Source organism: Oryzophilus luti (assembly GCF_059726245.1).
This window is the reverse complement of sequence record NZ_AP040874.1, coordinates 2,220,398-2,243,701: the sequence shown is the minus strand read 5'-3', so window position 1 is coordinate 2,243,701 and position 23,304 is coordinate 2,220,398. Positions and strand designations below refer to the sequence as shown.

Below are 23,304 nucleotides of genomic sequence, written 5' to 3'. Positions count from 1 at the left end.
TCTCTCCCCGGCGGCATGGTGCGGTGCAAGGACTGTTCTGGAACCCTGGAGGCTGGAATGTCAGCGGAAGTTCTGAATGCAATTGTGGATCTTGAAACTGAAATGTATCGCGGGCTTAACACCAACCCGCCCATCACCGACGACAAGGTGCCGCCATTCCGCATCATGCGCTGGATGACCTACTCGGTGCTCTCCGACGAGACGCTTTCCTCGTGGATGCGCGATCTGTGCGAGGCCAAGTCGAGTGGCCGCAACGTGCTCACCGAGAAGTACGCGCTCTTCGACGGCCAGCTTGAGCACTTCCATCTCTCGCCGCTCATCCCGCAGATCGTGGATGCCGAGGTCGCGTGGATGGACGAGCTGCACGCACGCTATCCACACATCATCCAGCGCAAGCCCAAAGACGCCGAGTTCTTCCACAAGTACGCGCTCTGCGAGCTGGAGAGCTGGTCGGACGCATCGCTGGAGCTTTACTGGAAAGACGTCTGCGCCGCGAAGGCCGAGAGCCGCAACTTGTGCGAGGAGCGCTACAACAACCTGCACAAGCGGCTTGGCAAGCCGATGCTGAAGGAGATGGAAGAAGCTGCCGCCGTTTCCCACTGACGTTACCGGAAGGCTCGGAAGATGCGGCTGAACTGCCAGTTCTGTTGCTCCACTCCGCTGCACGTTGGGCGCAGCAGGCCGTTGCAGCCGCCGTGGTCGCGGCCCAGCGACCAGAATGCCAGCAGAGAAATATCGCTGTGCTGCATTGCGTAGTTCACGACCGCCTGCGCGTCCTTCAGTGTGAAGGTTTCTCCCGGCGAGTCATTCATGCCGATCATGGGCGTGATGCCAAGCCGTGCGCTCACGCCCAGCTTTCGCAGTTGCGCGCGCGTTGCATCCGCTGCGGCAATGGCCGCGTGCGACATGCCGCCTTCGGGCATCGGCACGGCAAAATCCATTGCCATCACGTTCACGGCAGCCACCGGCAGCCGGTTGCGCTTCGCTGCTGCCAGCACCTCGAGCGCGCTCTGCGTCAGCCCCTGCGGTGAAGCCGGGAAGGTGAACTGCACGCGCAGCTTTGGCTCGCTTCGCGTCACCAGCTTCAGTGCCCGTATGCGCCGTGTGGTCGATGCGGGCGTTTCGCTGTCAAAGTGCTCCAGGTCGAAGTCGAGCACCTCGGCATGGAAGCGCCGCGCGGCCTCCAGATAGGCGTTGGCCAACGCATTGTCATCCGTGCAGGTCACGGCCAGTTCCGTGCCGGTGTAGCCGCCAAACGCCAGAATGAAATGACCACCCTGCCGTCGGGCTTCTTCCGTCTGCGCGGCAATTGCCTCGGAGGCCTCGGGTTTCCGTGCCTGCCACTGTATCGCACAGCCTCCACCGCTGTTCAGAAATCCGAGCGTCATCCAGTGCACGCCGCTCTCGCGCTGCACGCTGGGAATGTCGATGCCGCTCAATCCAAGATCGAGATAGGGCGCGAAGGTGCGTTGAGGTGCCTGAGCGTGCAGCGCCGCACAGAGCGCGACCAGTAACGCCGGAAGGAGGATGCGCCTCCACATTATGGAGCGAGCAATACTCACAGCAGGTCCTCGCCATCCTCGGCGCGAAGTTCAAGCTTCGTGCCCAACCGGGTGGCATTTGATGTGTAGCGCAGCCAATCCGGACGGAAACTGTAGAGCCGCATCTGTCCCAAGGCCAGCCGCAGCACGCGTCCGAGCCTGAAGCGCTCGCAATAAATTTCGGTCACCGTGCCGCGCAGAACCTCGTCCGTCTCTTCACTGGCGGCGCCCTTCATCTGCACGCCGCAAATCTCGCGCCACGCAAAGGTTGAACGGTAGACCGAGACTGCCACGCGTCCGCCGTGCGTCAGGTTCACGCTGTGTTCGCTCTTTGCGGCGGAGAACCAGTAGAGCGCACCCGCGTGCCGCACGTAGAACAGCGGTGCGCCCGCCGCGCCTTCGTCGCCTTCCGTGGCGAGCGTCAGCGTACTCTGCTCGTTCAGCAGTGCCCGCACAAGCTCCGTCTTCTTTGCCGCTCCGCGCATAGTGCGTCTGCTCCATCCCGCTCGGCGGGGCAAATCCCTGTGCCGCCGATGCCTCGAATATATACCGGGCGCTTTGTAGCGGGCGAACTCCTCAGCGTGCTTTGGGCAGGTCACTCCAATCGATTTGATTTTGGCGCGTTGTGCCGCCGGAGACAGCCTGCGCACGCAGCCTTGGGTTTATAACTATGGCTGTCATTCTTCTGCGGAGCCTTCCATGCCTCTGACGCATCTTCGCCGCGCACTTCTGCTCCTGACCCTCGCCGCTGTTTCGTGCGCTCCTGCACTGCGGGCGCAGGAGGGGCTTTCGTCCGAACCCGCCAAGGTTACGCCGGTCTCCGATGAAACGCAGAGCCGCATGCGGGCGTTGCTGCCCGCGACGCTTCCGGCCGCAGCCGTGCCGACTGCTTCCGCCGAGTTTTATTCGCCGGAGACGCTCTACCGCTACATGGATGGCGGTGCCGACGCCTTCGTGCTCTATGACGTTGAGGCCATGTTGCATCAGGACTTCAAGGCCGGAGAGGTCGACGTCACGGTTGATCTGTTCGACATGGGCAACTCCGACAACGCCTTCGGCATCTACGCCTCCGAGCGCTCGCCCAGCTACGACTTCATCGCGCTCGGTGCCGAGGGCTACCGCAATCAGGGCATCCTCAACTTTCTGCAAGGGCGCTACTACGTCAAGCTCGCGGGTTTTGGCGCGGGTGCCGACGCCGTGCTTGACCAGTTCGCGCGCGCCATCTCCGCCAGGATCGCCGGTCCCGCGGGGTTTCCGCCGCTGTTGCAGAAACTGCCGCAGGACTCGCGTAAGCCGCGCTCCGAGCAGTACCTGAAGAAAGACCCGCTGGGGCACTCGTTCCTCGGCCCCGCCTACACGGTCGTCTACACCACCGCCAAGGGCGAGGCCACGCTGCTGGTCTCCGTGGCCACCAACGCCGACGACGCCCAAGCCCGCCTTACAAAGCTCGCCGACCACTTTCGCAAGTCTGGGAAATGCGACAACGCGCCCGAGCTTGGCACGGGAGCCATTCGCGCCAGCAACAGCTATGAAGGTTCGGTGGTCGCGCGTGCCAAGGGGCGTTACGTGCTGGTGCTGTTTAACGCCAGCGCGGCCTCGGAGCCGGTCTTCACGCAGGCGGCCTCACAGTTGGAATAGCCAGATCTTGCACAACGCGCCAAACTTCCACCACGTGCGCTGCGTCACAGCACCCGTGTGCGCGTTGCTGTACAAGAGTGTGCATCGCCGCCGCACCCAGGAAAGTGGAGTTCTCGTAGCAGCAAGCGCCAAGGGACCCGTGCAGGACGGCAGAGGAGAGCTTCCATGTCTGATTCCACCCGCAGAGAGTTCCTGGCCGCCTGTGCCGCCGCCGGTGCCGCGCTCCAGCTTGGTCCGTTCGCGCTTGACGCTCTTGCCGCAGGTCCCGCACTCAGCATTGCCCACTACCGTACCTCGCCGCAGGACCCCGCAGCCATCGCCGAGGAAGCCCGCCGCCTGACGCAGCAGGCCATCAACGGCCTGGGAGGCATGCAGCGCTTTATCAGCCGCGGAGATGTCGTGTGGGTGAAGCCCAACATTGGCTGGAACCGCCAGCCCGAGCAAGCCGCTACTACCAATCCCGACGTTGTGGCCACGCTGGTTTCGCTCTGCTACTCGGCGGGCGCAAAAAAGGTCATCGTCAGCGACAACTCCTGCAACGCGGCCAACGCCTCCTTCGCACGCAGCGGCATCCAGAAGGCTGCGCAGGCGGCCGGTGCCGACTGCTTCATCCTTGACGACCGCCACTACCGCCAGACGGCGCTCAACGGCAAGGTGCTCAAGTCGTGGCAGGTCTACGGAGATGTGCTCGGCGTCAACAAGCTGATCAACGTGCCCATCGTCAAGCATCACGGCCTTTGCAAGGCCACACTTGGCATGAAGAACCTGATGGGCATCATGGGTGGCGACCGCAACCGCTTCCATCAGGACTTGAACAACACGCTCGTTGACCTGGCCACGTTCTTCAAGCCCACGCTGGTGGTCATGGACGCCATTCGCGTGCTGGTGGCCAACGGCCCCGTCGGCGGCAATCTGGCCGACGTTCGCCGCAAGGACACCGTCGCCGCCGGCACCGATCAGGTGGCCGTTGATTCATTCGGTGCCTCGCTGCTCGGCCACAAGCCGCAGGAGATCGGCTACATTGCCGAGGCCCACGCACGCCGCCTCGGCACCATGGACTTCGAATCGCTTCGGCCGCACCGCGTCGAGGTCTAAGACGCTATGAAGGGCACGCTTTGAAAGGGCACGGTTCCAGCCGTGCCGCAGGGTGTTTGATGAAGCGCGGCTTTAGCCGCTGAGGTAATAGCGCTCAAGACTCTTCCGCACCGTTCGTCCAGCTCCACGGCGGTGCCGCTGTATTCGAGGACCCCGGATGGCACGAAGTAAAACCAGTTGGCCGGTGTGGCTGCGTCGCGTAAGCCAGACGGCCTTCACGCTCATATTCCTCTACCTGCTGTTGCAGGCCGTTTACCGTCCGGTGAACACCACCGGGCGCGGCGTGCGCTTCTTCTTCCAGCTTGATCCGCTGGTGCTCGTCAGCTCGTGGATCGCCTCGCACCAGATCGCGGGCGGCCTGCTGCTTTCGCTCGTGACATTGGCGGTCACACTGCTCGCCGGACGCTGGTTCTGTGGCTGGGTGTGTCCGTTCGGAGCCCTGCACAACCTGTTCACCGCGCTGCGTTCGCACAAGGGCAAAGCCAAGATCGAGAGCGCCTCCTACACAGGCTGGCAGCGCAGCAAGTACTACGTGCTGGCGGCCCTGCTCGTGGCCTGTATCTTCGGCCTGAACCTGACCGGCTGGATTGATCCGTTCTCGTTCCTCTATCGCGGCACGGCCATGGTCGTTTACCCCATGCTCGACGACGCCACGCGCTCCTCGTTCGGCGCCGTCTATCAGGCCGACCCCGGCATCGGCGGCTTCAAGGTCACGCGCGTTACCGAGCCTGTGTATGACGTGCTCCGCCAGCACGCGCTCACAGCCGCGCAGCCGCACTACTACGGCACGCTGCTGCTGGCCACGCTCTTCTTCTGCGCGCTGCTGCTGAACCTGTTCCGTGCGCGCTTCTGGTGCCGCTACATCTGCCCGCTTGGCGCGCTTCTCGGTGTGGTGGGCAAAAATCCTCTGGTGCGTGTGACCCGGAATGAGGCCGCCTGCAACCAGTGCCGCGCCTGCGTGGCCGATTGCCAGGGCGGCGCGAAGCCGGATGTGGCCGACGGCTGGAAGCCCTCCGAGTGCTTCTTCTGCTACAACTGCGAATCCGTCTGCCCGTCAAAGGCCATCACCATCAAGCTCAACGTGCCGGGAGGGAAGAACTGATGAACGCTTTCCTGCGCTGGCTCAAACACTTCTTTGTTCCGCCCCAGGGCGCCAAGCTCGACCTTACGCGCCGCAACGTCCTGCTGGGCGGAGCCGCCGGTCTGGGGACGGCCTTGCTGGTGCGTAGCAGCGCGCTCGGTGAAGACCGCACCTTCAGTCCGTCGCTCATCCGTCCGCCGTGCTCGGTGCCGGAGGCGGACTTCCTCTCCAAGTGCATTCGCTGTTCGGAGTGCATGCGCGTCTGCCCCACCAACGCCATACAGCCCGCGCTCGCCGAAGGCGGAATCGCCGGCCTGTGGACTCCGGTGATGAAGATGAAGCTCGGCTATTGCGAGTACGAGTGCAATCTCTGCTCGCAGGTCTGCCCCACGCAGGCCATCAAACACACCTCGCTGGCGGAGAAGCAGCAGGTCCACATCGGCCTTGCCTTCTTCGACAAGAACCGCTGCCTGCCCTATGCCTCCGCGCGTTCGTGCATCGTGTGCGAAGAGCATTGCCCCACGCCGAAGAAGGCCATCTGGTTTCAGGAAGTGCAGGTGATGGCCCCCGACGGCAGCATGGTCACCGTCAAGCAGCCGCGCGTGGACCCAACGCTCTGCACCGGCTGTGGTATCTGCGAGAACAAGTGTCCGATTGCGGACCAGCGCGGCGTCTACGTCACCAGCGTGGGCGAAACGCGCAACCCGAAGAACCAGGTCCTGCTCGACAACGGCCCGTACTCCGGGCTTGGCAACTGATGTGTACTTTTAACTGCATCGCGTAAACGCGCGAACGGAGAGTCCGACATGACGTTCAAGCCGTGGAACCGCAGGGAATTCATCGCCAAGCCGCTTACGCTGGCCGCCGCCGCGCCGTTGCTCGGCCGTGCCAGCCTGCTGCACGCCGCCGTTTTTGGCGAGACGCAACCGAAGGTCCTGACCCGCACGCTCGGCCGCACCGGCCTTACCGTGCCCATCGTCAGCATGGGCGTGATGAATGCCAACATGCCCGCCGTGGTGCGCCGCGCCTATGAGGTTGGCATCCGCCACTTCGACACCGCCGCAGGCTACCAGGCCGGACGCAACGAGGAGATGCTCGGCGCGGTCATCAAAGAACTCGGTGTGCGCGGCAACGTCGTCATTGCCACCAAGGCGCACGTGCAGGCCGCCCGCCGACGCGAGCCTACTGCCAAGCAGGAGTTCCTCAACATCTTTGAGGGAAGCCTCAAGCGCCTGCAGATGGACCACGTCGACATTCTCTATTACCACAACGTCGACAACGCCGATGACGTTGCGCTGGAAGGCCCGCTGGAGGCCCTGACCATGCTCAAGAAGCAGGGCCGCACGCGCTTCATCGGCATCTCCACGCATGCGCACCAGCCCGACGTGCTTAACGCCGCGACAAAGCTCGGCGTCTACGACGTGGCGCTCGTCTCCTACAACTACGTCATGTCCGGCAACAAGGACCTGCAGCAGGCCATTGAGAACGCCGCCGCCAAGGGCATCGGCCTGGTGGCGATGAAGACGCAGGCCGGAGGACTGGCCAAGCCGAGCAAGGAGCTGGGCACCAATCTGCCCGAGCACAGCCAGACGGCGCTGCTCAAGTGGGTGCTGCAGAACCAGCACATCGCCACGGCCATCCCGGGCTTCACCAACTTTGACCAGCTTGAGCAGAACTTCACCGTCGCGCGCGGCATCGCCTACACGCCCGCCGAGCAGCAGTTCCTTTCCGACAAGAAACAGCTCGCGCAGGCCGAGTTCTGCGTGCAGTGCGGGCAGTGCCGCGCCGACTGTCCGCTCGGCGCCAACATCCCCGAGCTGATGCGCTCGCACATGTACGCCGTGCAGTACCGCAACCAGGAGCACGCCGCGCGGACTTTGGCAGCCATTGCGCCCGGCCGCGGTCTCGACGCCTGTTCTGGTTGCTCCACCTGCAAGGCGCAGTGCCGCAACTCGGTCAACATCGCGCGCAAGCTCACGGAGCTGAAGCACCTGGCTCCCACGCTGCTTGCCTAGCTGGCTGCAATCCGTATCGCAACAATAAAGCCCCATGCCATCGCATGGGGCTTCGTCTTCCTCACATCCAAATTGATCCCGGGTGCCCCAGGTTCGTCGCGCCTGCTGTTGGCGCGGCTAACCTGGGATGCTGTGCTACTTCAGCCGCAGCGCGTCCGCCCACGTTCCACGGAACAGATACTTCTGCGCGTAAATGGTCTTCGTGAACTTGCCATAGCGGAAGTCCGCGCCACCGTAGATGCCGAGCACGATCGTCTCATCGTTCACCTTGAACGTGTCTTTCACCGTCTGCGTCTTCAGCTTGCCATCGAGCGTGCCTTTGAATACTGGCCCGCCCTCCCAGTTCTTGTGCGGGGCCACGGCATAGCGCAGGTCGCTCGCCAGCTCCAGCGGCCCGTTGTTGGTCAGCGTGAACTCCATCGGCAAATCATGCGTGCCCTCAAGGTCGTTCGCGCCGGTTGCCACCGTCAGTGTCGGCCACAGCACCGCGTCCTTGCCGGTCAGAACAATGATGGTCTCAGCCTTCACCACTTTGCCCCGCGCGTCCAGGCTCTCGATGACCAACTCGCGGTCGGTCAGTCCTTCGTTGCCGAATGAGAGCTTGCCGCTGTAGTAGCCATGCGCATCCGGCGTGCCTTCCAGCAGCACGCCATCCAGGTACACCACGCGAATCTTCTTCACCTCGGGCAGGCAGAAGACCTCGACCGGCACCTCGTTCTGGTAGAACTCGTGGTTGCGCGGCTGGCTTGCCAGCGCCTTGTTGTACTGCTCCAAGGCGTACCACACCGGGCGCGGATGACCCGCCTTGTCGCCCAGATTCTTGTAGCCCCAGAAGCCGAACCACTCCTCCGGCGTGTCATTGTGATTGCCCGGCTCGCCGCCCTTCCACCAGCCGTCCGCGTAATAGAAAGGCACAACGCCGGCCACGCCTGAATCCAGCAGCCCGCGATAATCGGCCACCACCGCGCGCGCCTGCTCTTCCAGCGTGTTGCCGCCATAAACGCCAAAGCCCTTGCGTGAAACCGAACGCCCGAACTCCGTCACCAGCACCGGCTTGTGTGCGCCGTTCAACTCGTCCACAAATTTGTTGGCGTTCACGTAGCGGTGCGTGTAGTTGGCGCCCTCGTGCTCGTAGTCGTAGGTGTTGTGCCCGTAAACGTCGAACAGGTTCATGTCCACCCAGCCGGTGATGGCCGTGTTGCCGGAGATCGTCACGGGCACGCCCGGGTGCTCGGCGTGGATGGTGTCGCGCAGCTTCGTCCACAGCTCGCGCGTCGGCGCGGCGCCCATCTTGTGTATGTGCGCCGGCATTGGCTCGTTCATTACCAGGTAGGTGATGATGCAGTCGTACTTTTTTGAATACGCCAGCGTTTTGTGCAGCCACGCCAGGTCGGCGTCGACAACCTTCGGATCGCTCCAGTTGCCGTCCGGCGCAATGTTCACGCCGAAGATCAGCTTCAGTCCCGAGGCCTGCACCACCTTCAGTTCGTCCTCGGTCAGGTCGCTCCAGGTGCGTATGGTGTTGAAGCCCGCAGCCTTGATGTTCTTCAGGTTCTGCCGCAGCAGTTCAAGGTCAACCACGCGTTTGACGTACGGTGCCTCGCCCGGACGCGCCCCCGGCTCATAGCCCAGCGCGTTGACAAAGAATTTATGTCCATCAATATAGTACGAGCCGTCTTTCAACTCGATCTTGGATGGGTGAGAGGCGGCGAACGCCGTGGCGGTAAACAATACGATCAGGCAGAGAACGGCAAGGCGGAGGGGAAGGGAGCGCATAGTCGTTTTGTCCTTATCTAAACCGGTACAGGTCAAATCCGGAATAACCATACTCCTGTTGCCCACAACGCGCCACGGAAAGCTTCCACCCGCTTCTTTGTCGCCCTTTGACATGAAAAAGCCCCGCGCCGGAGCGTCGCCAGTGACGTCCATTTCTCCCGTTGTCATCCTGAACGAGAGGGGAGGCCGAAGGCCGACCCTCGAAGGGAAGGACCCCAGTGCTGCATGCTTGCTTCGCCCTGCCGCAGAGCTTTTTCTCCATGCGGCTGACCGGCTTTTCCAATAGAAACTCTTTGCGTCCCTTCGTCAGAAGCGTCACAGGGCTCCTTCGCTGCGCTCAGGATGACAGCGCGGGAGAAGTTCGCGTAGACAGACCAAAGCCCCGCGCCGGAGCGCAGGGCTTTGGTCTGTCTGTTCGTCGGCAGCGTTGAAAGATTCGTCGCCCCCGTCGTTGGCGCGGCGAGCCTGGGATGCCAATGCGTCTACAGCGTCAACTCCGCCAGCACCAGGTTGTCCTCCAGGTCCGGCGCGCTGATCTTGAATCCGAGATGCTGGCACAGCGCGCGCATCTCGCGGTTCTCGCCCAGCATGTTGGAGTGCACCTTGCGCAGGCCGGTGTTGCGCGCCACCTCCAGCAGCCGACGATACAGCTCCGTACCCAGCCCGCTGCCCTGGAATCCGTCGCGCACCAGTGCCGCCAGCTCCGCCTCCGGAACGCCGTGCAGCTTGCTCAGGCGTCCCACGGCGATGATCTCCTTCGCGCCGCTTTCGGTCTTGCGCTCCGCCACCAGCGCCATCTCGCGGTTGTAGTCGAGGAAGCAGATGCGCGTCAGCCGTTCGTGCGCCACGCGCTGTGAGAACTTCAGCGGCTGGAAGTAGCGCAGGTACACCGTGCGCTCGCTCAGCTTTTCGTGGAACTCCACCATCAGCGGCTCGTCCTCTGGCCGGATCGGCCGGATGAGCACCTCTTCGCCGTTCTTCATCTTCCACGGCGAAACATACTGCGCCGGGTAGGGACGGATGGCGGGCTTGGGCAGCTCGGCATCCGGCACGCTTGCCTCATGCAGAACCACGCGCGCATCCAGCGCCAGCAGCCGCTCCGGAGACGCCAGCAGTGGGTTGATGTCGATCTCCTTGATGCGCGGATTTTCAATCACCAGCTCGCTGAAGCGCACCAGCAGGTGTTCGAGCGCGTCAAGGTCCACGCTCTTGCGGCCGCGCACGCCCTTCAGCGCCTTGTAGACCTTCGTCTGCTCCATCATGCGGCGCGCCAGTGTCGAGTTCAGCGGCGGCAGCGCCAGGGCCTTGTCCTTGAAGACCTCCACCAGTTGACCGCCCGTGCCGAACAGCAGCACCGGGCCGAACTGCCGGTCAAGGCTCGCACCCAGAATGATCTCGTAGCCGTCGAGCTTCGCCATCGGCTGCACGGTCACGCCCTGGAAGTGCTCGGCGCCCACCTTTTCCGTCACCGACTGCTTGATCTCCGCGAAGGCCTTGCGCACCATCTCCGGCACGCGCAGGTTCAGCACCACGCCGCCCACATCGGTCTTGTGCGTAATGGTCAGCGAGTGCAGCTTCAGCACCACCGGGTAGCCCATCTTCTCGGCCAGCGCTACCGCTTCGTCTTCGCTCATCGCGATTTCGGTGGGTGTGGTTGGAATCGCGTAGGCTTCCAGCAGCTTCTTCGATTCGTACTCGGTCAGGATCGTGCGTCCGCCGTCGAGCACTTGTTTAATCAAGCCGGTGGCTGCCGCGCGGTCGGGCGTGCCCTCGTCGCCAATCTGCGGAGTCTCGTACAGCCCCTTCAGGTTGTAGGCGTACTTCCACATGTAGTTGAAGGCGTGCACGGCCGTGTCCGGATAGTGGAAGGTCGGAATGCCCGCGTCATGCAGAATGGTCTCGCCGTCGGCAACTGTGGTGCCGCCCATCCAGCTCGCGATCACCGGCTTGCCCAGGCTGTGTGCGTAGGGCTTCAACTGTTCGGCAATCTTGGTCGGGTTGGTCATGCCCTGCGGCGTCAGAATCACAAGCATGGCGTCGATGTCCGGGTCTTTCGCGGCGATTTCGAGCGACTTGGCATACCGCTCCGGCTCGGCGTCACCCAGAATGTCGACCGGATTGTTGTGGCTCCACGCCGAAGGCAGCAACTGGTTGAAGGCCTCCATCGAGGTGTCCGAGAGTGGAGCCAGTTCGCCACCGCCTTGCACCAGCGCGTCCGTGGCAAGCACGCCCGGGCCGCCGGCGTTGGTCACAATGCACAGCCGGTTTCCGCGCGGACGGGGCTGCTTGCTCAGCAGGTCGGTCATGTAGAAAATGTCGCTGATCGAGTCCACGCGCAGCACACCCACGCGCCGGAAGGCCGCATCCAGCACATCGTCGGAGCCTGTGAGCGAGCCCGTGTGCGAAGCCGCCGCCTTGGCTGCGGCCGCCGTGCGTCCGGCTTTGATGACGATGACCGGCTTGGTCAGCGAGACCTCGCGCGCCGCCGAAAGGAAGGCCGCCGCGTCGCCGATCGACTCCATGTAGATGACGATCGAGTGCGTGCGCGGGTCATTGCCGAAGTAGTCGATCAGGTCGCCCCAGTTCACGTCCAGCATGGAGCCGATGGAGACGAACGAACTGAAGCCGACTTTCTCGCGCAGGCTCCAGTCCAGCACCGCCGTGCACAGCGCGCCGCTCTGGCTGATGAAGGCCACGTTGCCCGGCCGCGCAATGGCGGCGGCAAACGTCGCGTTCAGCCCCTGCACGGGGTTCATCACGCCCAGGCAGTTCGGGCCGATGATGCGCATCTTGCCCTGTATGATTTCGCTGATCTGCCGTTCCAGCTCCACGCCGTGCGGACCCGTCTCCTTGAAGCCGGCTGAAATGACGATGCCGCCGGGGATGCCGATCTCCACGCAGTCGCGCAGCACGCCCGGCACGGTCTCCGCCGGGGTTGTGACCACCACCAGCTCCGGCACCTCGGGCAGTTCCTTCACGCTCGGATAGGTGCGCACGCCCAGCACGTTCGTACGCCGGTTATTGACGGGAAAAATCGTTCCGCCGAACGGGGAACTCAGCAGATTCCACAACACGTTGCGGCCCACGCTTCCGGCGCGCTCGGTGGCGCCCACCAGGGCAACGCTGCGAGGCGCAAAAATGGGATCTAACGGATGCCGTTCCGTGCGGAGTACGTCGTGTGCGGGCGAACCGCTCAACTTGCCGACTGCTTTGCCAGTTGGTGCCATTTCTGGGGTCCCTTTCATTGGGTGGAAGGATGAAATTGTACGCCCGGAGCCCTGTGCAATGCGCAGCCCACTGCCGAAAACAGCCTAGTGTGCACCCGGGCCGTCAACTTTTCCAGTCCTTCGTGCGGGCCGCTGTTCATGCGGTCCCGGGCCGGAAAATCGCGGCTTTCCGCGCCGCGGATGCTACAATGAGCAGGTAGTCCGGTGCTTCCCCACACTTTTTCTGAACAGGTTCAAACACAAGCAATGGCCAAAAAAAGCATTACCTATGCGGACGCGGGCGTTGACATTGACCAGGCAAACCGCGCCAAACAGCGCATTAAGTACCTCGCCCACCGTACCTTCAACAAGAGCGTCCTGAGCGAGATTGGCGGATTTGGCGGCCTGTTCCAGGTCGACAAGCGCAAGTTCAAGGACCCCGTGCTGGTCTCCAGCGTCGACGGCGTCGGCACCAAGCTGAAGGTCGCCTTTGAGATGGGTGTGCACCACACCGTCGGCGGCGATCTGGTGAACCACTGCGTCAATGACATTGCCGTGCAGGGAGCCACCCCGCTGTTCTTCATGGACTACCTAGCCGTCGGCAGCCTGAACCCTGAGATCGCCGAGAAGATCGTCAGCGGCGTGGCCGATGCCTGCAAGCACAACGGCTGCGCGCTCATCGGTGGCGAAACCGCCGAGATGCCGGGCTTCTACCCGGGCGACGAGTACGACCTGGCCGGCTTCATCGTCGGCGCCGTCGACCGCGACCGCATCATTACCGGCAAGAACGTGCAGGTGGGCGACGTGCTCATCGGCCTGCCCTCCACCGGCCTGCACACCAACGGCTATTCGCTGGCCCGCAAGCTGCTGTTTGAGGTGGCCAAGTACACGCCCGATACCTACGTCAACGAGATCAAGGGCAAGGTCGGCACCGAGCTGATGAAGCAGCACAAGAGCTACTGGCCGGTCGTGCGCCGCGCCGTCGAGGCTGAGGCCGTCAGCGCCATGGCCCACATCACCGGCGGCGGCATCACGGAGAACCTGCCGCGCGTGCTGCCCAAGACGGTTTCCGCCGTCATTGAGATGGGCACCTGGCCGGTCCTGCCGCTCTTTGAGCACCTGCAGAAGCTCGGCAACATTGAGCATGACGAGATGATGCGCACCTTCAACATGGGCATCGGCATGATTCTTGTGGTGCCGGCCAAGAAGTTCAAGCGCATGCAGGGCATCCTCGACCGCGCCGGCGAGAAGGGCTACGTCATCGGCCGCATCGTCAAGGGTGACCGCAAGGTCATCTACAGCTAGGAACCAGTTTCGTTATCCTCTTCTGCGCCCATGTCTACTAGCATGGGCGCGATGCTTTTGCGCCAGAAATTCCATCTTGGTTTCTTCGCTGCTCTCCTGCTGGCGCTGCCTGCCTGCCGCCATGCTGCGCCGCCCGTCGACCACGCGCGCAGTACCCGGAACATTGCCGCCGCCGGTGTCACGGCCGAGGAGGTTACGTTTTACAGCGCCTCGCTCAACCGGCGAATGCGCTATCTTGTGCTGCTGCCGGAGCACTACGCCGAGCAGGCGCAGTCGAGTTATGCCGTGCTCTATCTGCTCCACGGCGGCAACGGAGCACCGGAAGACTGGCTCAACCAGTCGAGCCTGCCACAACTCTGGAAAGCGCAAAACTGGATCGCCATCATGCCCGAAGGCGACGACTCCTATTACGTCAACGCCGCCCGCGCCCCAGAGGATCGCTATGAGGACTACATCGTCAACGACCTCCGTGCCGACGTGGAGACGCACTACCGCACCACTGCCACCGCTGGCGGGCGCGGCATCGCGGGCGTCAGCATGGGTGGCTACGGCGCCATGCTGCTCACCATCAAGCATCCGGAGATTTATTCCTTCGTCGGCTTGATGAGCGCCGCCATCGACGCGCCGCGCCGCAAGTTCAGCCTCCGCCGCTTTGGCCAGAGCATGCGTTATCGCAAACTGTTTGGCCCGTGGAATGACAGCCGCAATGCATTTGATCCGTTCCGGCTGCTGCCCGCTTTTCACACCCCGCACAGTTCGTTCTTCATTTGGACGAGCGCAGGGCGGCAGGACCCGCTGCTTGAGCCGAATCGCCGCTTCGCCTCGGCGCTTACGCATGCCGGAATTGCCCATCGCTTCGTCACCACGGAGGGTGCGCACGCCTGGAACAGTTGGAATCTTCAGCTTCCCCAATTGCTCGCCACCTGGAACGACCACCTCCGCTAGCTCGATAGGTGTCCTGGAACCTGCTCTGGCTTGTCGATTGGATGTGGGTGCCCCAGGTTCGCGCCCGTAGTTGGCGTTAACCTGGGACGCAGGTCACTCAGCCCGCTTTCGACCACGCAACGCGTGACCTGCCGCGATGTTCGCCGTGGGCCGAGCCTTGTGCGCTGCGTCACTGCAAAGCCGTCCGTCTGGAGGTGAGATAGCGCCAGTAAAGTAGGCACCGCAGCGGCCCGAGCCGTTGTGCCGGGATGCGCGGGGAAAGGAGCACACCGTATGAAGCGCGCAATTCTGGTCCTGCTGGCATTGTTGGCCTTACTGCTGTTTGTCTCCGTTGCTGTCGCCCAGAACAAACCGGCCATGAACAACCATCAGCCGGTTGAACTCACCGAGGAAATGACGCCACCTGTCCTGCTGGAGGTGGCCAGCCCGTTCTATACCGACATTGCAAAGAAGAAGAAAATTGAAGGCGCTGTTGTGCTCGATATTGTTGTGGATGCCAACGGCAAAGTCACCGAGGCAACCGTGAAGAAGGGCCTCGGCTTCGGGTTGGATGAGAACGCCGTCGCCGCCGTGAAGGAGTGGCTCTACAAACCGGCGCGCGACCGCAATGGCAACCCCGTGGCCGTCAAAATGGAAGTCACCGCCGACTTCGTTCTGCGCGACTGAGCGGCCTTGGGAAGGGAAAAGGCACGGCTGCGGCCGTGCCTTTTCCCTTCTGTTCACGCCGCCCCGGAATCCCCGCCTGTTCTTCGGGATTGACGTGTACGAAACACGCCTTTGGGTTGTCATCCTGAACGAGAGGCGCAACCGCAGGTTGCACCTCGAAGGGAAGGACCCCCGCGACGTGCGCTCAGTCCACGCCGCTTCAGGCTTTCTCTCTGAATCATCATTCGGAGGAGCCTGCCTGGAGCCTGTCGCAGGTCATTGGGTGCCCCAGAGCCTGCCCTGAGCTTGTCGAAGGGGTCGCGCCCGTGTTGGCGCTAACCTGGGATGCCGCATCACTCCTCGCGCACGCTCAGCGTCGCTTCTTTCGGCAGGTAGCTCTTGCGCCGGAACCAGTCCTCCATGCGCTCGCGCAGCAGCGCAAGCGGTACGCGCGCACCAATCTCAATCAGCCCGTCGGCCACCGGCAGTGTGTCGTCAAACACCGAGTCATTGGTGAAGCTGCGCATGGCAAAGCTGTCCAGCCACTTGAGCGGTGCCGCCAGCTTCTGCCCATTCTCTTCATAGGTAACGTGTATCTTCCGCGCAAACATGGCTGACCAGTATAAAGCCAAGCGGGTTCCGTTTCTCAGAGAGCCATGTCCCCTGCAAAAGTTCATTTGACGTTCTTACCCGGCAGCCCTATAACTGCGCACATGAATCGCAGGCTCATCCTCGCTTTGCTCATGCTCTTCACCGGCATTGCCGTCGCGCAGGCACCCGCGGCAAAACCCGCCGCCAAGCCCGCTATCAAGCATGCGGCAAAGTCACCCTCCGCGAAGACCGCCCCCTGCAAGACGGAGCAGAACGCGAGTCAGTGTTTCTGGGTGCATGGACGACTTGCTTTCTCCAACGGTTCCCCCTCTTTGCGTTTGTGGCATGTTGGTACGAACCATGTGTTTGGAATCTACGCCAACGTCCCTCGCTTTCGAGACGATATTGAAAACGAGAATCCATCACTGCCTCGCAACCTGTCTATTTGCCCATTTGGCAGTCGAGTGTGGGCAGATTATGAAATTTGCCCGCTAGAGACGTACCAGAGAGGGCACATGCAGGCAGCATGTGTGGCCTCGGCGAAGAATATCTTTGAGGAAAAGTTCGAACCTGTGCCGGCGTGGTGTGAAAAGCCCTAGAGTATCTTCACAACCACGGTGGGCCTCGAAGCGGCCGAAAGTTTTTGAAAGGGCACGGCTTCAGCCGTGCCGCAGGAGGCTGCTGCAAACGGCTGAAGCCGCTGAGGGCAGAACCTCAGGGCCTGAAGGCCGACGATCGCTGCCCGTAGCGGCACGACTAAAGTCGTTTTCTTCCAAGTCCCAAACCGGTTCGGATTCTCGGCCTGCAGCAACACTGAATCCGCCTTAAGTCGCCCGCTCATCTTCAAATTGCGTGAGCAACTCCGCAAGTTTTCTACGTAGTAAGCAACGGGCCGCTGCTTGCGCAGCGGCCCAACTTTGAAACTTGAAACTGGAAACTGGAAACCCGAAACTCAATCCCTATTTCTTTGGCTTCGGTCCGGCGGCCCGCACTTCGTCCGGCACGTCAAACTTGGTGATGTTCTTGTCGAACAGCTCGGTCAGGTGCGAGGCGGTCTTGTCGTACTCCGCCTTGTCCTGCCAGCTGTTGCGAGGCATCAGCACTTCATCCGGCACGCCCGGCACATGCTTGGGCACGCTCAGCCCGAAGGCCGGATCATGCACAAATTCCGCGCCGCGCAGGCGGCCTTCCACGGCGGCAGAAACCATGGCGCGCGTGTAGGGGATGCTCATGCGCTTGCCCACGCCGTACTTGCCGCCCTGCCAGCCGGTGTTCACCAGCCACACTTCGGCGTTGTGCTCGGTCATGCGCTCGCGCAGCAGCTCGGCGTAAACCTTCGGCGCCTGCAGCATGAACGGCGCGCCAAAGCAGGTGGAGAACGTCGCCTGCGGCTCGGTCACGCCCGCTTCGGTGCCGGCAACCTTGGCCGTGTAGCCGCTCACAAAGTGGAACATCGCCTGTTCGGGCGAGAGCTTGGAGATCGGAGGCAGCACGCCGAAGGCGTCGGCCGTCAGGAAGATGACGGTCTTCGGGTGCCCGCCCACGCTCGGAATCACTGCGCCGTCAATGAACTCGACCGGATAGTTGGCGCGCGTGTTTTCCGTTAGCTTCGCGTCGTCGTAATCCGGCACGCGCGTCGCGGGATCGATCGTCACGTTCTCCAGCACGGAGCCAAAGTGCAGCGAATTCCAGATCTGCGGCTCGTTCTCCTTGCTCAGCTTGATGCACTTGGCGTAGCAGCCGCCCTCGAAGTTGAAGATGCCCTTGTCGCTCCAGCCGTGCTCGTCGTCGCCGATCAGCTTGCGCTCCGGATCGGCCGAAAGCGTCGTTTTTCCCGTGCCGCTCAGGCCGAAGAACAGTGCAGTCACGCCGTCCTGCCCAATGTTGGCCGAGCAGTGCATCGGAAACACATTCTTCTGCGGCAGCATGTAGTTCAACACGCTGAAGATCGACTTCTTCATTTCGCCCGCATAACCGCTGCCCACCACCAGGATCATCTTGCGCGCGAAATTCACGCCGATGAACACTTCGGACCGCGTGCCGTCCACCTTCGGGTCCAGCTTCAGGTCGGGCACGGCAATCACCGTAAAGTCAGGCGCAAAGCCGTTGCGCTCGGCCGCCGAGGGCCGCACGAACTGGTTGTGCACAAAGACGCTGTGCCACGCCTTCTCGTTCACAAAGCGCACCTTCAGACGGTAGGTGGTGTCGGCGCCCGCATAAAGGTCCTGCACAAACAGTGCCTCGCGCGACTTCAGATGCGCCAGCACCTTTTCGTAAACGGCGTCAAACAGCGCGGCGTCGCAGGCCAGGTTGTTGTCATTCCAATTCACCTGCGCGGCTTCGGGACCGTTGACGATGAAGCGGTCCTTGGGCGAGCGGCCGGTGCGCGAGCCGGTGTTGCAGACCAGCGCGCCGTTCTCAGCCAGCGTGCCTTCCGCACGGCGGATTGCGATTTCATACAGGGCGGCAGGAGCTAAGTTGTAGTGCACATTGTCGCCGCGAAGGATTTCGGCGATCTCAAGGGTTTGCGTGGCGTGGGGCATAAAATGGCTCTCCTTGGTGACGTAACAAGCTACACCAACTCGCTTTCAGGCGGCAAGAAAACTTGCGCTCCAAAAGTGAATTGGGCGTGCAGGAAATCTCAGGAAAAAGGATGCGTACCGCTGGTTAACCGGCGGCGACTGCAGAGGGGTTCAGCACGGCATCAAGGTGCTGGAGCGTCTCATCCAGCGTGGCCGTGTAAATCTCCCGGCCATCCTCGTCGCCGCTCTCAATCAATGTCTTCAGGAAGTGTCCCGCGGTCTCAATCGCCAGCGCGTCGGTAATGATTTGGCCGCTGCGGCGGGTGTATTCGGCCCACGCCGGATGCGGCAGCGCAATCCATACCGTGCGCCCATTCACGACAAACTTCACGTCGACAGCGTCGGCGTGGCGCGTGGCAATGGCCGTCACGACGGCCTGGAATACACAACGAACCTCTTGGCCCGTCCAGCGGTTGGTGGCGCGGAAGTCTTCAAACATGACTGAAAATCATATGTCAGCACGCCAGTTTGAGGCAATGAAGAAGTGTTGCAACCCGTCATCGCCAACCTCGGTTCTCCCGGCCTCCTTTACAATGGAGAGCAGTGAAGACCCGTAAAGACAGCACCGCTCGCAAAACCCGCAAGCCAGTGGCGAAAAAATCCGCCGCGTCCGTCGATCTCAGTTCGCGCACCGTAGAGGCCATTGACGTGGCCGTGCCCGGCTATGCCGCCGAGCACGCGCGCAAATCCGCGCCCGACGCAACGCCCTCGGCCATTAAGAGCCGCCGCGGCCTGCGTGACCGCGAGCGCCGCGCGCGCAAGTCCGCACAGGGAAAGCTGGAGATTCTGCACGCCGAAAATCTTTCGGCCTTGCCGTGGCTCGTCCACGGTTTCAGCACGCGCATGGGAGGCGTCACGCCCGAATACGGCGGCCACCAGCTCAACCTCGGCATTACCGAAGAGGACACGCGCGAGAACGTGCTGCGCAACCGCGCCCGCTTCCTTGAAGCCGTTGGCGCCAAGACCGGCCGCGGCAATCTCTGGCCGGTGAATGCGCTGAACCAGCGGCACACGGCCATCATCCATCGCGTCACTGGCGGAAAGACCTTTGGCACGCTGCGCAAGGGCGCGCCCGCCAAGGTCGGCGACGGACTCATCACCAACCTGCGCGGCGTCACGCTCAGCGTGCGCATTGCCGACTGCTACCCCGTGCTGCTGGCCGATCCCCGCCACAAGGCCATCGGCATCTTCCACGCCGGATGGCGCGGAACCACGCAGCGCATTGCGGAAAAAGGTGTGGGCGAAATGCGGCGTGCCTTCGGCTCTCGGCCAGAGGAGTTGCTTGCGGCCATTGGCCCCGGCATCGGCACCTGCTGCTATGAGATTGGCGAAGAGGTCGAAAACGAATTCGACTCGCAGTTCGCCTATTCCAAGGAGCTGTTCAGCGACGTCTTCGATTCCTGGTCGCTGCACAACAAGTACCCGCTGCTGTTCCTCAACCAGCGCGCCCCCGGACACGGCGAGCCCGCGCTCTCGCGTCACCTCGATTTGGCTGAGGCCAACCGCCGCCAGTTGCTCGATGCGCGCCTGAAGCTGGAGAACATTGAGGTGCTGGGCCAGTGCACGGCCTGCCGTACCGACCGCTTCTTCAGCTATCGCAAGGAGCGCGTCACCGGCCGCATGATGGCCGTCATCGCCATCAAACCGTAAGCCGTCTCCTGCTTTTGTTTTGTGTTTTTTTGAGGTGGGGTTTTCGTCCGTGCCCCATTTCTGCCCGCTTTTGGCAGAAGTGGGAATGCGCCGTCGACGATGATTCCTACAGGCCGTTGCGTCCCACAATGATGGATGTGCCGCAGGTCAGCGTCCACGCCTCGTGCCCGGAAGGATTGTTGACGATCTGCAACTCGCGCTCGCCAAAGCGCAGGGTCAGGTCGTTGCTCGCCCCATCGGTTTCAACTTCCGTCACCGTCTGCTCCAGCAACACGTTCACTCGCTCGGCAATGTTCGCCGGCTCGGTCTGCCCAAAGCGCTCGGCCTCGTCTTCACTGCTCACTTCGACGCGTGCGGCGTGCACCAGCCGCCACAGGCATTCCACGGTCAGCCTCGTCTCCCCGCTGAAGACGAACTGCCAGCCATGCTCCCAGCGATGGATCGCTTCGAGCGTGTGGCCCAGCAGAACTTCGCGGGTACGGCTCATGCGGTAGCTCTCTAAACGGTTGCGTCCTTCTTGCGGCGGAACAGCGTTGCGCCCTTGCGGTTCTTGGCGGCCTCTTCGTCAATCTTTGACCAGAAGCCCCAGAAGTAGTCGCCCGCGCTGAACAGCGAGACCGCCACCATGAACCAGATGGAGGTGATGGCAATGACCTTGACCGGGAAGATGTACGGGCCGATGGGCCAGTAGTCCCAGCGGTGCGCCAGCAGCACGGCCACCACCGAAACAATCTGCACCACCATTTTGAACTTGCCCACGTCGCTGGCGGTGATGGTGAAGCCCTGCTGCGCCGCAATGGAGCGCAGGCCGGTCACCAGGAACTCGCGCCCGATGATGATGACCACAATCCATGCGGTCACAATCTTCGGCGCATATTGCACCAGAGACACATAGGCGGCGCACACCAGCAGCTTGTCCGCCATCGGGTCCAGCAGCATGCCCAAGGTTGTTACCTGCTGACGCTTGCGCGCCAGGTACCCGTCGAGCCCGTCCGTAATGGAGGCCAGTATGAAGACAGCCGAGGCCAGCAGCTCCTGCTCGCCGTGCGTCCCTTGAAACGAATGGCTCGAGATCACCCACAGGAAGAGGGGGACGCAGCAGATCCGGGCCAGCGTGATGGAATTCGGAAGATTCAACGCAATTCTCTCGATTGTAGAACTCGATTATGCCCCTTCCGGCAAGCACATGGCAACGCAGCGTGCACGGGCGCCGCGGTTTCACCGGATCACGATGGCACCTTTCCCCTGAGCCTCGGGTGCTCCAGGTTTGCGGAGCCGGGTGCCCCAGGTTCGTCGCGCCTGTTGTTGGCGCGGCTAACCTGGGATACGGAGACTCTCACTCGGAATGCCGCACAGGAAGCGGGAGCCTGCCCCATTCATTTGCGTGCAAGAAAAAGGGCACAGCCGTGACCGTGCCCTTTCCTGATGAACCGTTTGTTTACGCGTAAATGCCGGAGCGGCATCTGTTGCCGCGTACCCGGCTTGCCAGCGACCGTCTGCCTTCGAGTCGCGCAGGGCGCTAGGCGTAAATGCCGCGCTGCACGATGGTGTACGCCACGCGGTCAATGGCCAGCATGTAGGCCGCGATGCGGTTGTTCACCTTGTGCTTTTCCGCGTAGCTGAGGACGTCATCAAACGCGCCGTCCATGATGTCCTGCAGGCGCGAGTTCACCAGCTCTTCCTTCCAGAAGAAGCCTTGGCGGTCCTGCACCCACTCGAAGTAGCTGGCAGTGACGCCGCCGGCGTTGGCCAGAATGTCCGGAATGACGAAGATGCCCTTGTCGGCCAGGATCTCGTCGGCCGCCGAAGTGGTCGGGCCGTTGGCGCCTTCCACCAGGATGCGGCAGCGCAGCTTCGGTGCATTCTGCGAGGTGATGACGTTTTCCGTTGCCGCCGGAACCAGCATGTCGCACTCGCCGGTCATCAGTTCGGCGGAATCCGCCTTCTCCGCGCCGGGGAAGCCGTGGATGGTGCCGTTCGCCTTCTTGTATTCAACAAGCGCGTTGATGTCGATGCCGGTCGCGTTGTGCAGGCCGCCATCCCACTCGGCAATGCCGATGATCTTGTACCCGGCCTGGTGCATCAGTTGCGCGGCGTTGGAGCCCACGTTGCCGAAGCCCTGCACCACCACGCGCGTGGTCTCCGGACGCATGCCCAGCTTGAGCAGTGCGCGGTTGGCCACCATCATCACGCCGCGCCCGGTTGCCTGCAGCCGTCCGCGGCTGCCGCCCATGTTCACGGGCTTGCCGGTCACCACGGCCGTCACCGTCTTGCGCTTGTGCATGGAGTAGGTGTCCATCATCCACGCCATGGTCTGCTCGTTGGTGTTCATGTCGGGGGCGGGCACATCGCGCTCGGGGCCGAACACGTCCAGCAATTCGGCGGTGTAACGGCGCGTCATGCGCTCCAGCTCCCCACGGGACATCCGCTTGGGATCGCAGATAATGCCACCCTTGGCGCCGCCGAACGGAATGTTCACTACGGCGCACTTCCAGGTCATCCACGCGGCCAGCGCGCGCACTTCGTCAAGGTTCACTTCCGGCGAGAAGCGCACGCCGCCCTTGGCCGGTCCGCGTGCAATCGAGTGCTGCACGCGGTAGCCCGTAAAGACCTCCAGCGAGCCGTTGTCCAGCATCACCGGAATGTGCACGGTGATTTCGCGGCTCGGCTGGCTCAGGATCTTCCACAGGCCGGGATCGAGGTTGAGTTTCTGTGCGGCGAAATCAAAGCGCGCCGCCTGGGCTTCCCACGGGTTCATCTCCGCGGTTGTCTGCTTGGTGGTCATCACATCTCCGGATTTTTTCGGTCCCGCGCCTCTTGCGGCCAGGACTCTTGGTTCAATTCACTGAGCGCCGGACGCACAAGGCGTCCTCTCCGGCCAGGGTCGCCGGAACGCATTTGGTTCTTCTGGGTCTCACCCCATGCCGTTGCCTGCCGTGCGCCAGAGCGCACCCTTTTCGTGCCAGGCAACAACCCGGAAGTATATGACTCGCCCCGAAGCATGGGCAAGCCGAAGCGCTCGCTTCCATGGTGAAAAAGGACAAATGACGGCATCAAGAATGGGCGGAATCCCCAGCGCCGGGTGCCCCCTGAGTGGGTGCCCCGGAGCCTGTCCTGAGCTTGTCGAAGGGTTCGCCGAGAAAGCAACACCGGGTGCCCCAGGTTCGCGTCTTCTGTTGACGCTAACCTGGGACGCGCGACCTCATCCCTCCGCCCGAAATTCTTTGTTCGCCA

20 protein-coding genes are annotated in these 23,304 nt (G+C 62.5%); 10 read left to right on the top strand and 10 right to left on the bottom strand.

Annotation, left to right across the window (positions count from 1 at the left end):
• The first annotated feature begins 57 nt into the window (after positions 1–57).
• On the top strand, positions 58–603 hold the full coding sequence (locus AC6IZO_RS09610) for a DUF4125 family protein (RefSeq protein ID WP_497804578.1): 546 nt from the start codon (positions 58–60) through the stop codon (positions 601–603).
• A 2-nt stretch (positions 604–605) separates the two neighbouring features.
• On the opposite strand, the gene AC6IZO_RS09605 is transcribed toward AC6IZO_RS09610, so the two are convergent.
• Both AC6IZO_RS09605 and AC6IZO_RS09600 read right to left on the bottom strand, forming a co-directional pair.
• The gene (locus AC6IZO_RS09605; protein WP_497804577.1) at positions 606–1,541 is read right to left on the bottom strand and encodes a glycoside hydrolase family 18 protein; all 936 of its coding nucleotides are present in this window, start codon (positions 1,539–1,541) and stop codon (positions 606–608) included.
• Positions 1,542–1,558: 17 nt separating this feature from the next.
• Positions 1,559–2,026, bottom strand: coding sequence for a pyridoxamine 5'-phosphate oxidase family protein (locus AC6IZO_RS09600; RefSeq protein ID WP_497804576.1), 468 nt, complete (start codon positions 2,024–2,026; stop codon positions 1,559–1,561).
• Between the two features lie 214 nt (positions 2,027–2,240).
• Between AC6IZO_RS09600 and AC6IZO_RS09595 the strand changes: the two genes are divergently transcribed.
• The 5 genes from AC6IZO_RS09595 (at position 2,241) to AC6IZO_RS09575 (ending at position 7,370) form a co-directional block, all read left to right on the top strand.
• Positions 2,241–3,179: a DUF6599 family protein gene (locus AC6IZO_RS09595; protein WP_497804575.1), complete on the top strand. Its 939-nt coding sequence runs from the start codon at positions 2,241–2,243 to the stop codon at positions 3,177–3,179.
• Between the two features lie 165 nt (positions 3,180–3,344).
• Complete coding sequence (locus tag AC6IZO_RS09590; RefSeq protein ID WP_497804574.1) at positions 3,345–4,274, top strand: DUF362 domain-containing protein; 930 nt, start codon at positions 3,345–3,347, stop codon at positions 4,272–4,274.
• Between the two features lie 157 nt (positions 4,275–4,431).
• Positions 4,432–5,376 (top strand): 4Fe-4S binding protein, encoded by a 945-nt coding sequence (locus AC6IZO_RS09585; RefSeq protein WP_497804573.1) that lies wholly within the window; start codon positions 4,432–4,434, stop codon positions 5,374–5,376.
• The gene (locus AC6IZO_RS09580) at positions 5,376–6,113 is read left to right on the top strand and encodes a 4Fe-4S dicluster domain-containing protein (RefSeq protein ID WP_497804572.1); all 738 of its coding nucleotides are present in this window, start codon (positions 5,376–5,378) and stop codon (positions 6,111–6,113) included. The genes AC6IZO_RS09585 and AC6IZO_RS09580 overlap by 1 nt, the downstream gene beginning before the upstream one ends.
• A gap of 48 nt (positions 6,114–6,161) precedes the next feature.
• Positions 6,162–7,370 carry an aldo/keto reductase gene (locus AC6IZO_RS09575; protein ID WP_497804571.1) on the top strand — a complete coding sequence of 403 codons (1,209 nt, stop codon included), beginning with the start codon at positions 6,162–6,164 and terminating at the stop codon, positions 7,368–7,370.
• 135 nt (positions 7,371–7,505) lie between these two features.
• On the opposite strand, the gene AC6IZO_RS09570 is transcribed toward AC6IZO_RS09575, so the two are convergent.
• Both AC6IZO_RS09570 and AC6IZO_RS09565 read right to left on the bottom strand, forming a co-directional pair.
• On the bottom strand, positions 7,506–9,146 hold the full coding sequence (locus AC6IZO_RS09570) for a glycoside hydrolase family protein (protein ID WP_497804570.1): 1,641 nt from the start codon (positions 9,144–9,146) through the stop codon (positions 7,506–7,508).
• Positions 9,147–9,628: 482 nt separating this feature from the next.
• Positions 9,629–12,373, bottom strand: a complete 2,745-nt coding sequence (locus AC6IZO_RS09565; protein ID WP_497804569.1) for a bifunctional acetate--CoA ligase family protein/GNAT family N-acetyltransferase — start codon at positions 12,371–12,373, stop codon at positions 9,629–9,631.
• Between the two features lie 246 nt (positions 12,374–12,619).
• Between AC6IZO_RS09565 and purM the strand changes: the two genes are divergently transcribed.
• The 3 genes from purM to AC6IZO_RS09550 all read left to right on the top strand — a co-directional run bounded on the left by purM (position 12,620) and on the right by AC6IZO_RS09550 (position 15,268).
• The gene (purM, locus tag AC6IZO_RS09560) at positions 12,620–13,657 is read left to right on the top strand and encodes a phosphoribosylformylglycinamidine cyclo-ligase (RefSeq protein ID WP_497804568.1); all 1,038 of its coding nucleotides are present in this window, start codon (positions 12,620–12,622) and stop codon (positions 13,655–13,657) included.
• A gap of 51 nt (positions 13,658–13,708) precedes the next feature.
• Positions 13,709–14,602, top strand: coding sequence for an alpha/beta hydrolase (locus AC6IZO_RS09555; protein ID WP_497804567.1), 894 nt, complete (start codon positions 13,709–13,711; stop codon positions 14,600–14,602).
• 273 nt (positions 14,603–14,875) lie between these two features.
• A complete protein-coding gene (locus AC6IZO_RS09550; protein ID WP_497804566.1) occupies positions 14,876–15,268 on the top strand; it encodes an energy transducer TonB in 393 nt (130 codons plus the stop codon).
• A 332-nt stretch (positions 15,269–15,600) separates the two neighbouring features.
• On the opposite strand, the gene AC6IZO_RS09545 is transcribed toward AC6IZO_RS09550, so the two are convergent.
• From AC6IZO_RS09545 to AC6IZO_RS09535, 3 genes are all read right to left on the bottom strand, one after another.
• Complete coding sequence (locus tag AC6IZO_RS09545) at positions 15,601–15,858, bottom strand: hypothetical protein (RefSeq protein WP_497804565.1); 258 nt, start codon at positions 15,856–15,858, stop codon at positions 15,601–15,603.
• Between the two features lie 939 nt (positions 15,859–16,797).
• Entirely contained in the window at positions 16,798–18,381 is a 1,584-nt protein-coding gene (gene pckA, locus AC6IZO_RS09540; RefSeq protein ID WP_497804564.1) for a phosphoenolpyruvate carboxykinase (ATP), read from the bottom strand.
• Positions 18,382–18,505: 124 nt separating this feature from the next.
• Positions 18,506–18,859: a hypothetical protein gene (locus AC6IZO_RS09535; RefSeq protein ID WP_497804563.1), complete on the bottom strand. Its 354-nt coding sequence runs from the start codon at positions 18,857–18,859 to the stop codon at positions 18,506–18,508.
• A gap of 104 nt (positions 18,860–18,963) precedes the next feature.
• Between AC6IZO_RS09535 and pgeF the strand changes: the two genes are divergently transcribed.
• Positions 18,964–20,070: a peptidoglycan editing factor PgeF gene (pgeF, locus tag AC6IZO_RS09530; protein ID WP_497804562.1), complete on the top strand. Its 1,107-nt coding sequence runs from the start codon at positions 18,964–18,966 to the stop codon at positions 20,068–20,070.
• 106 nt (positions 20,071–20,176) lie between these two features.
• Here the strand turns inward: pgeF and AC6IZO_RS09525 are convergent, their stop codons facing one another.
• The 3 genes from AC6IZO_RS09525 to AC6IZO_RS09515 form a co-directional block, all read right to left on the bottom strand.
• Positions 20,177–20,557 carry a hypothetical protein gene (locus AC6IZO_RS09525; protein ID WP_497804561.1) on the bottom strand — a complete coding sequence of 127 codons (381 nt, stop codon included), beginning with the start codon at positions 20,555–20,557 and terminating at the stop codon, positions 20,177–20,179.
• 11 nt (positions 20,558–20,568) lie between these two features.
• Positions 20,569–21,207, bottom strand: a complete 639-nt coding sequence (gene pgsA, locus AC6IZO_RS09520) for a CDP-diacylglycerol--glycerol-3-phosphate 3-phosphatidyltransferase (RefSeq protein ID WP_497804560.1) — start codon at positions 21,205–21,207, stop codon at positions 20,569–20,571.
• A 382-nt stretch (positions 21,208–21,589) separates the two neighbouring features.
• Positions 21,590–22,855 carry a Glu/Leu/Phe/Val family dehydrogenase gene (locus AC6IZO_RS09515; protein ID WP_497804559.1) on the bottom strand — a complete coding sequence of 422 codons (1,266 nt, stop codon included), beginning with the start codon at positions 22,853–22,855 and terminating at the stop codon, positions 21,590–21,592.
• Positions 22,856–23,304: the final 449 nt, after the last annotated feature.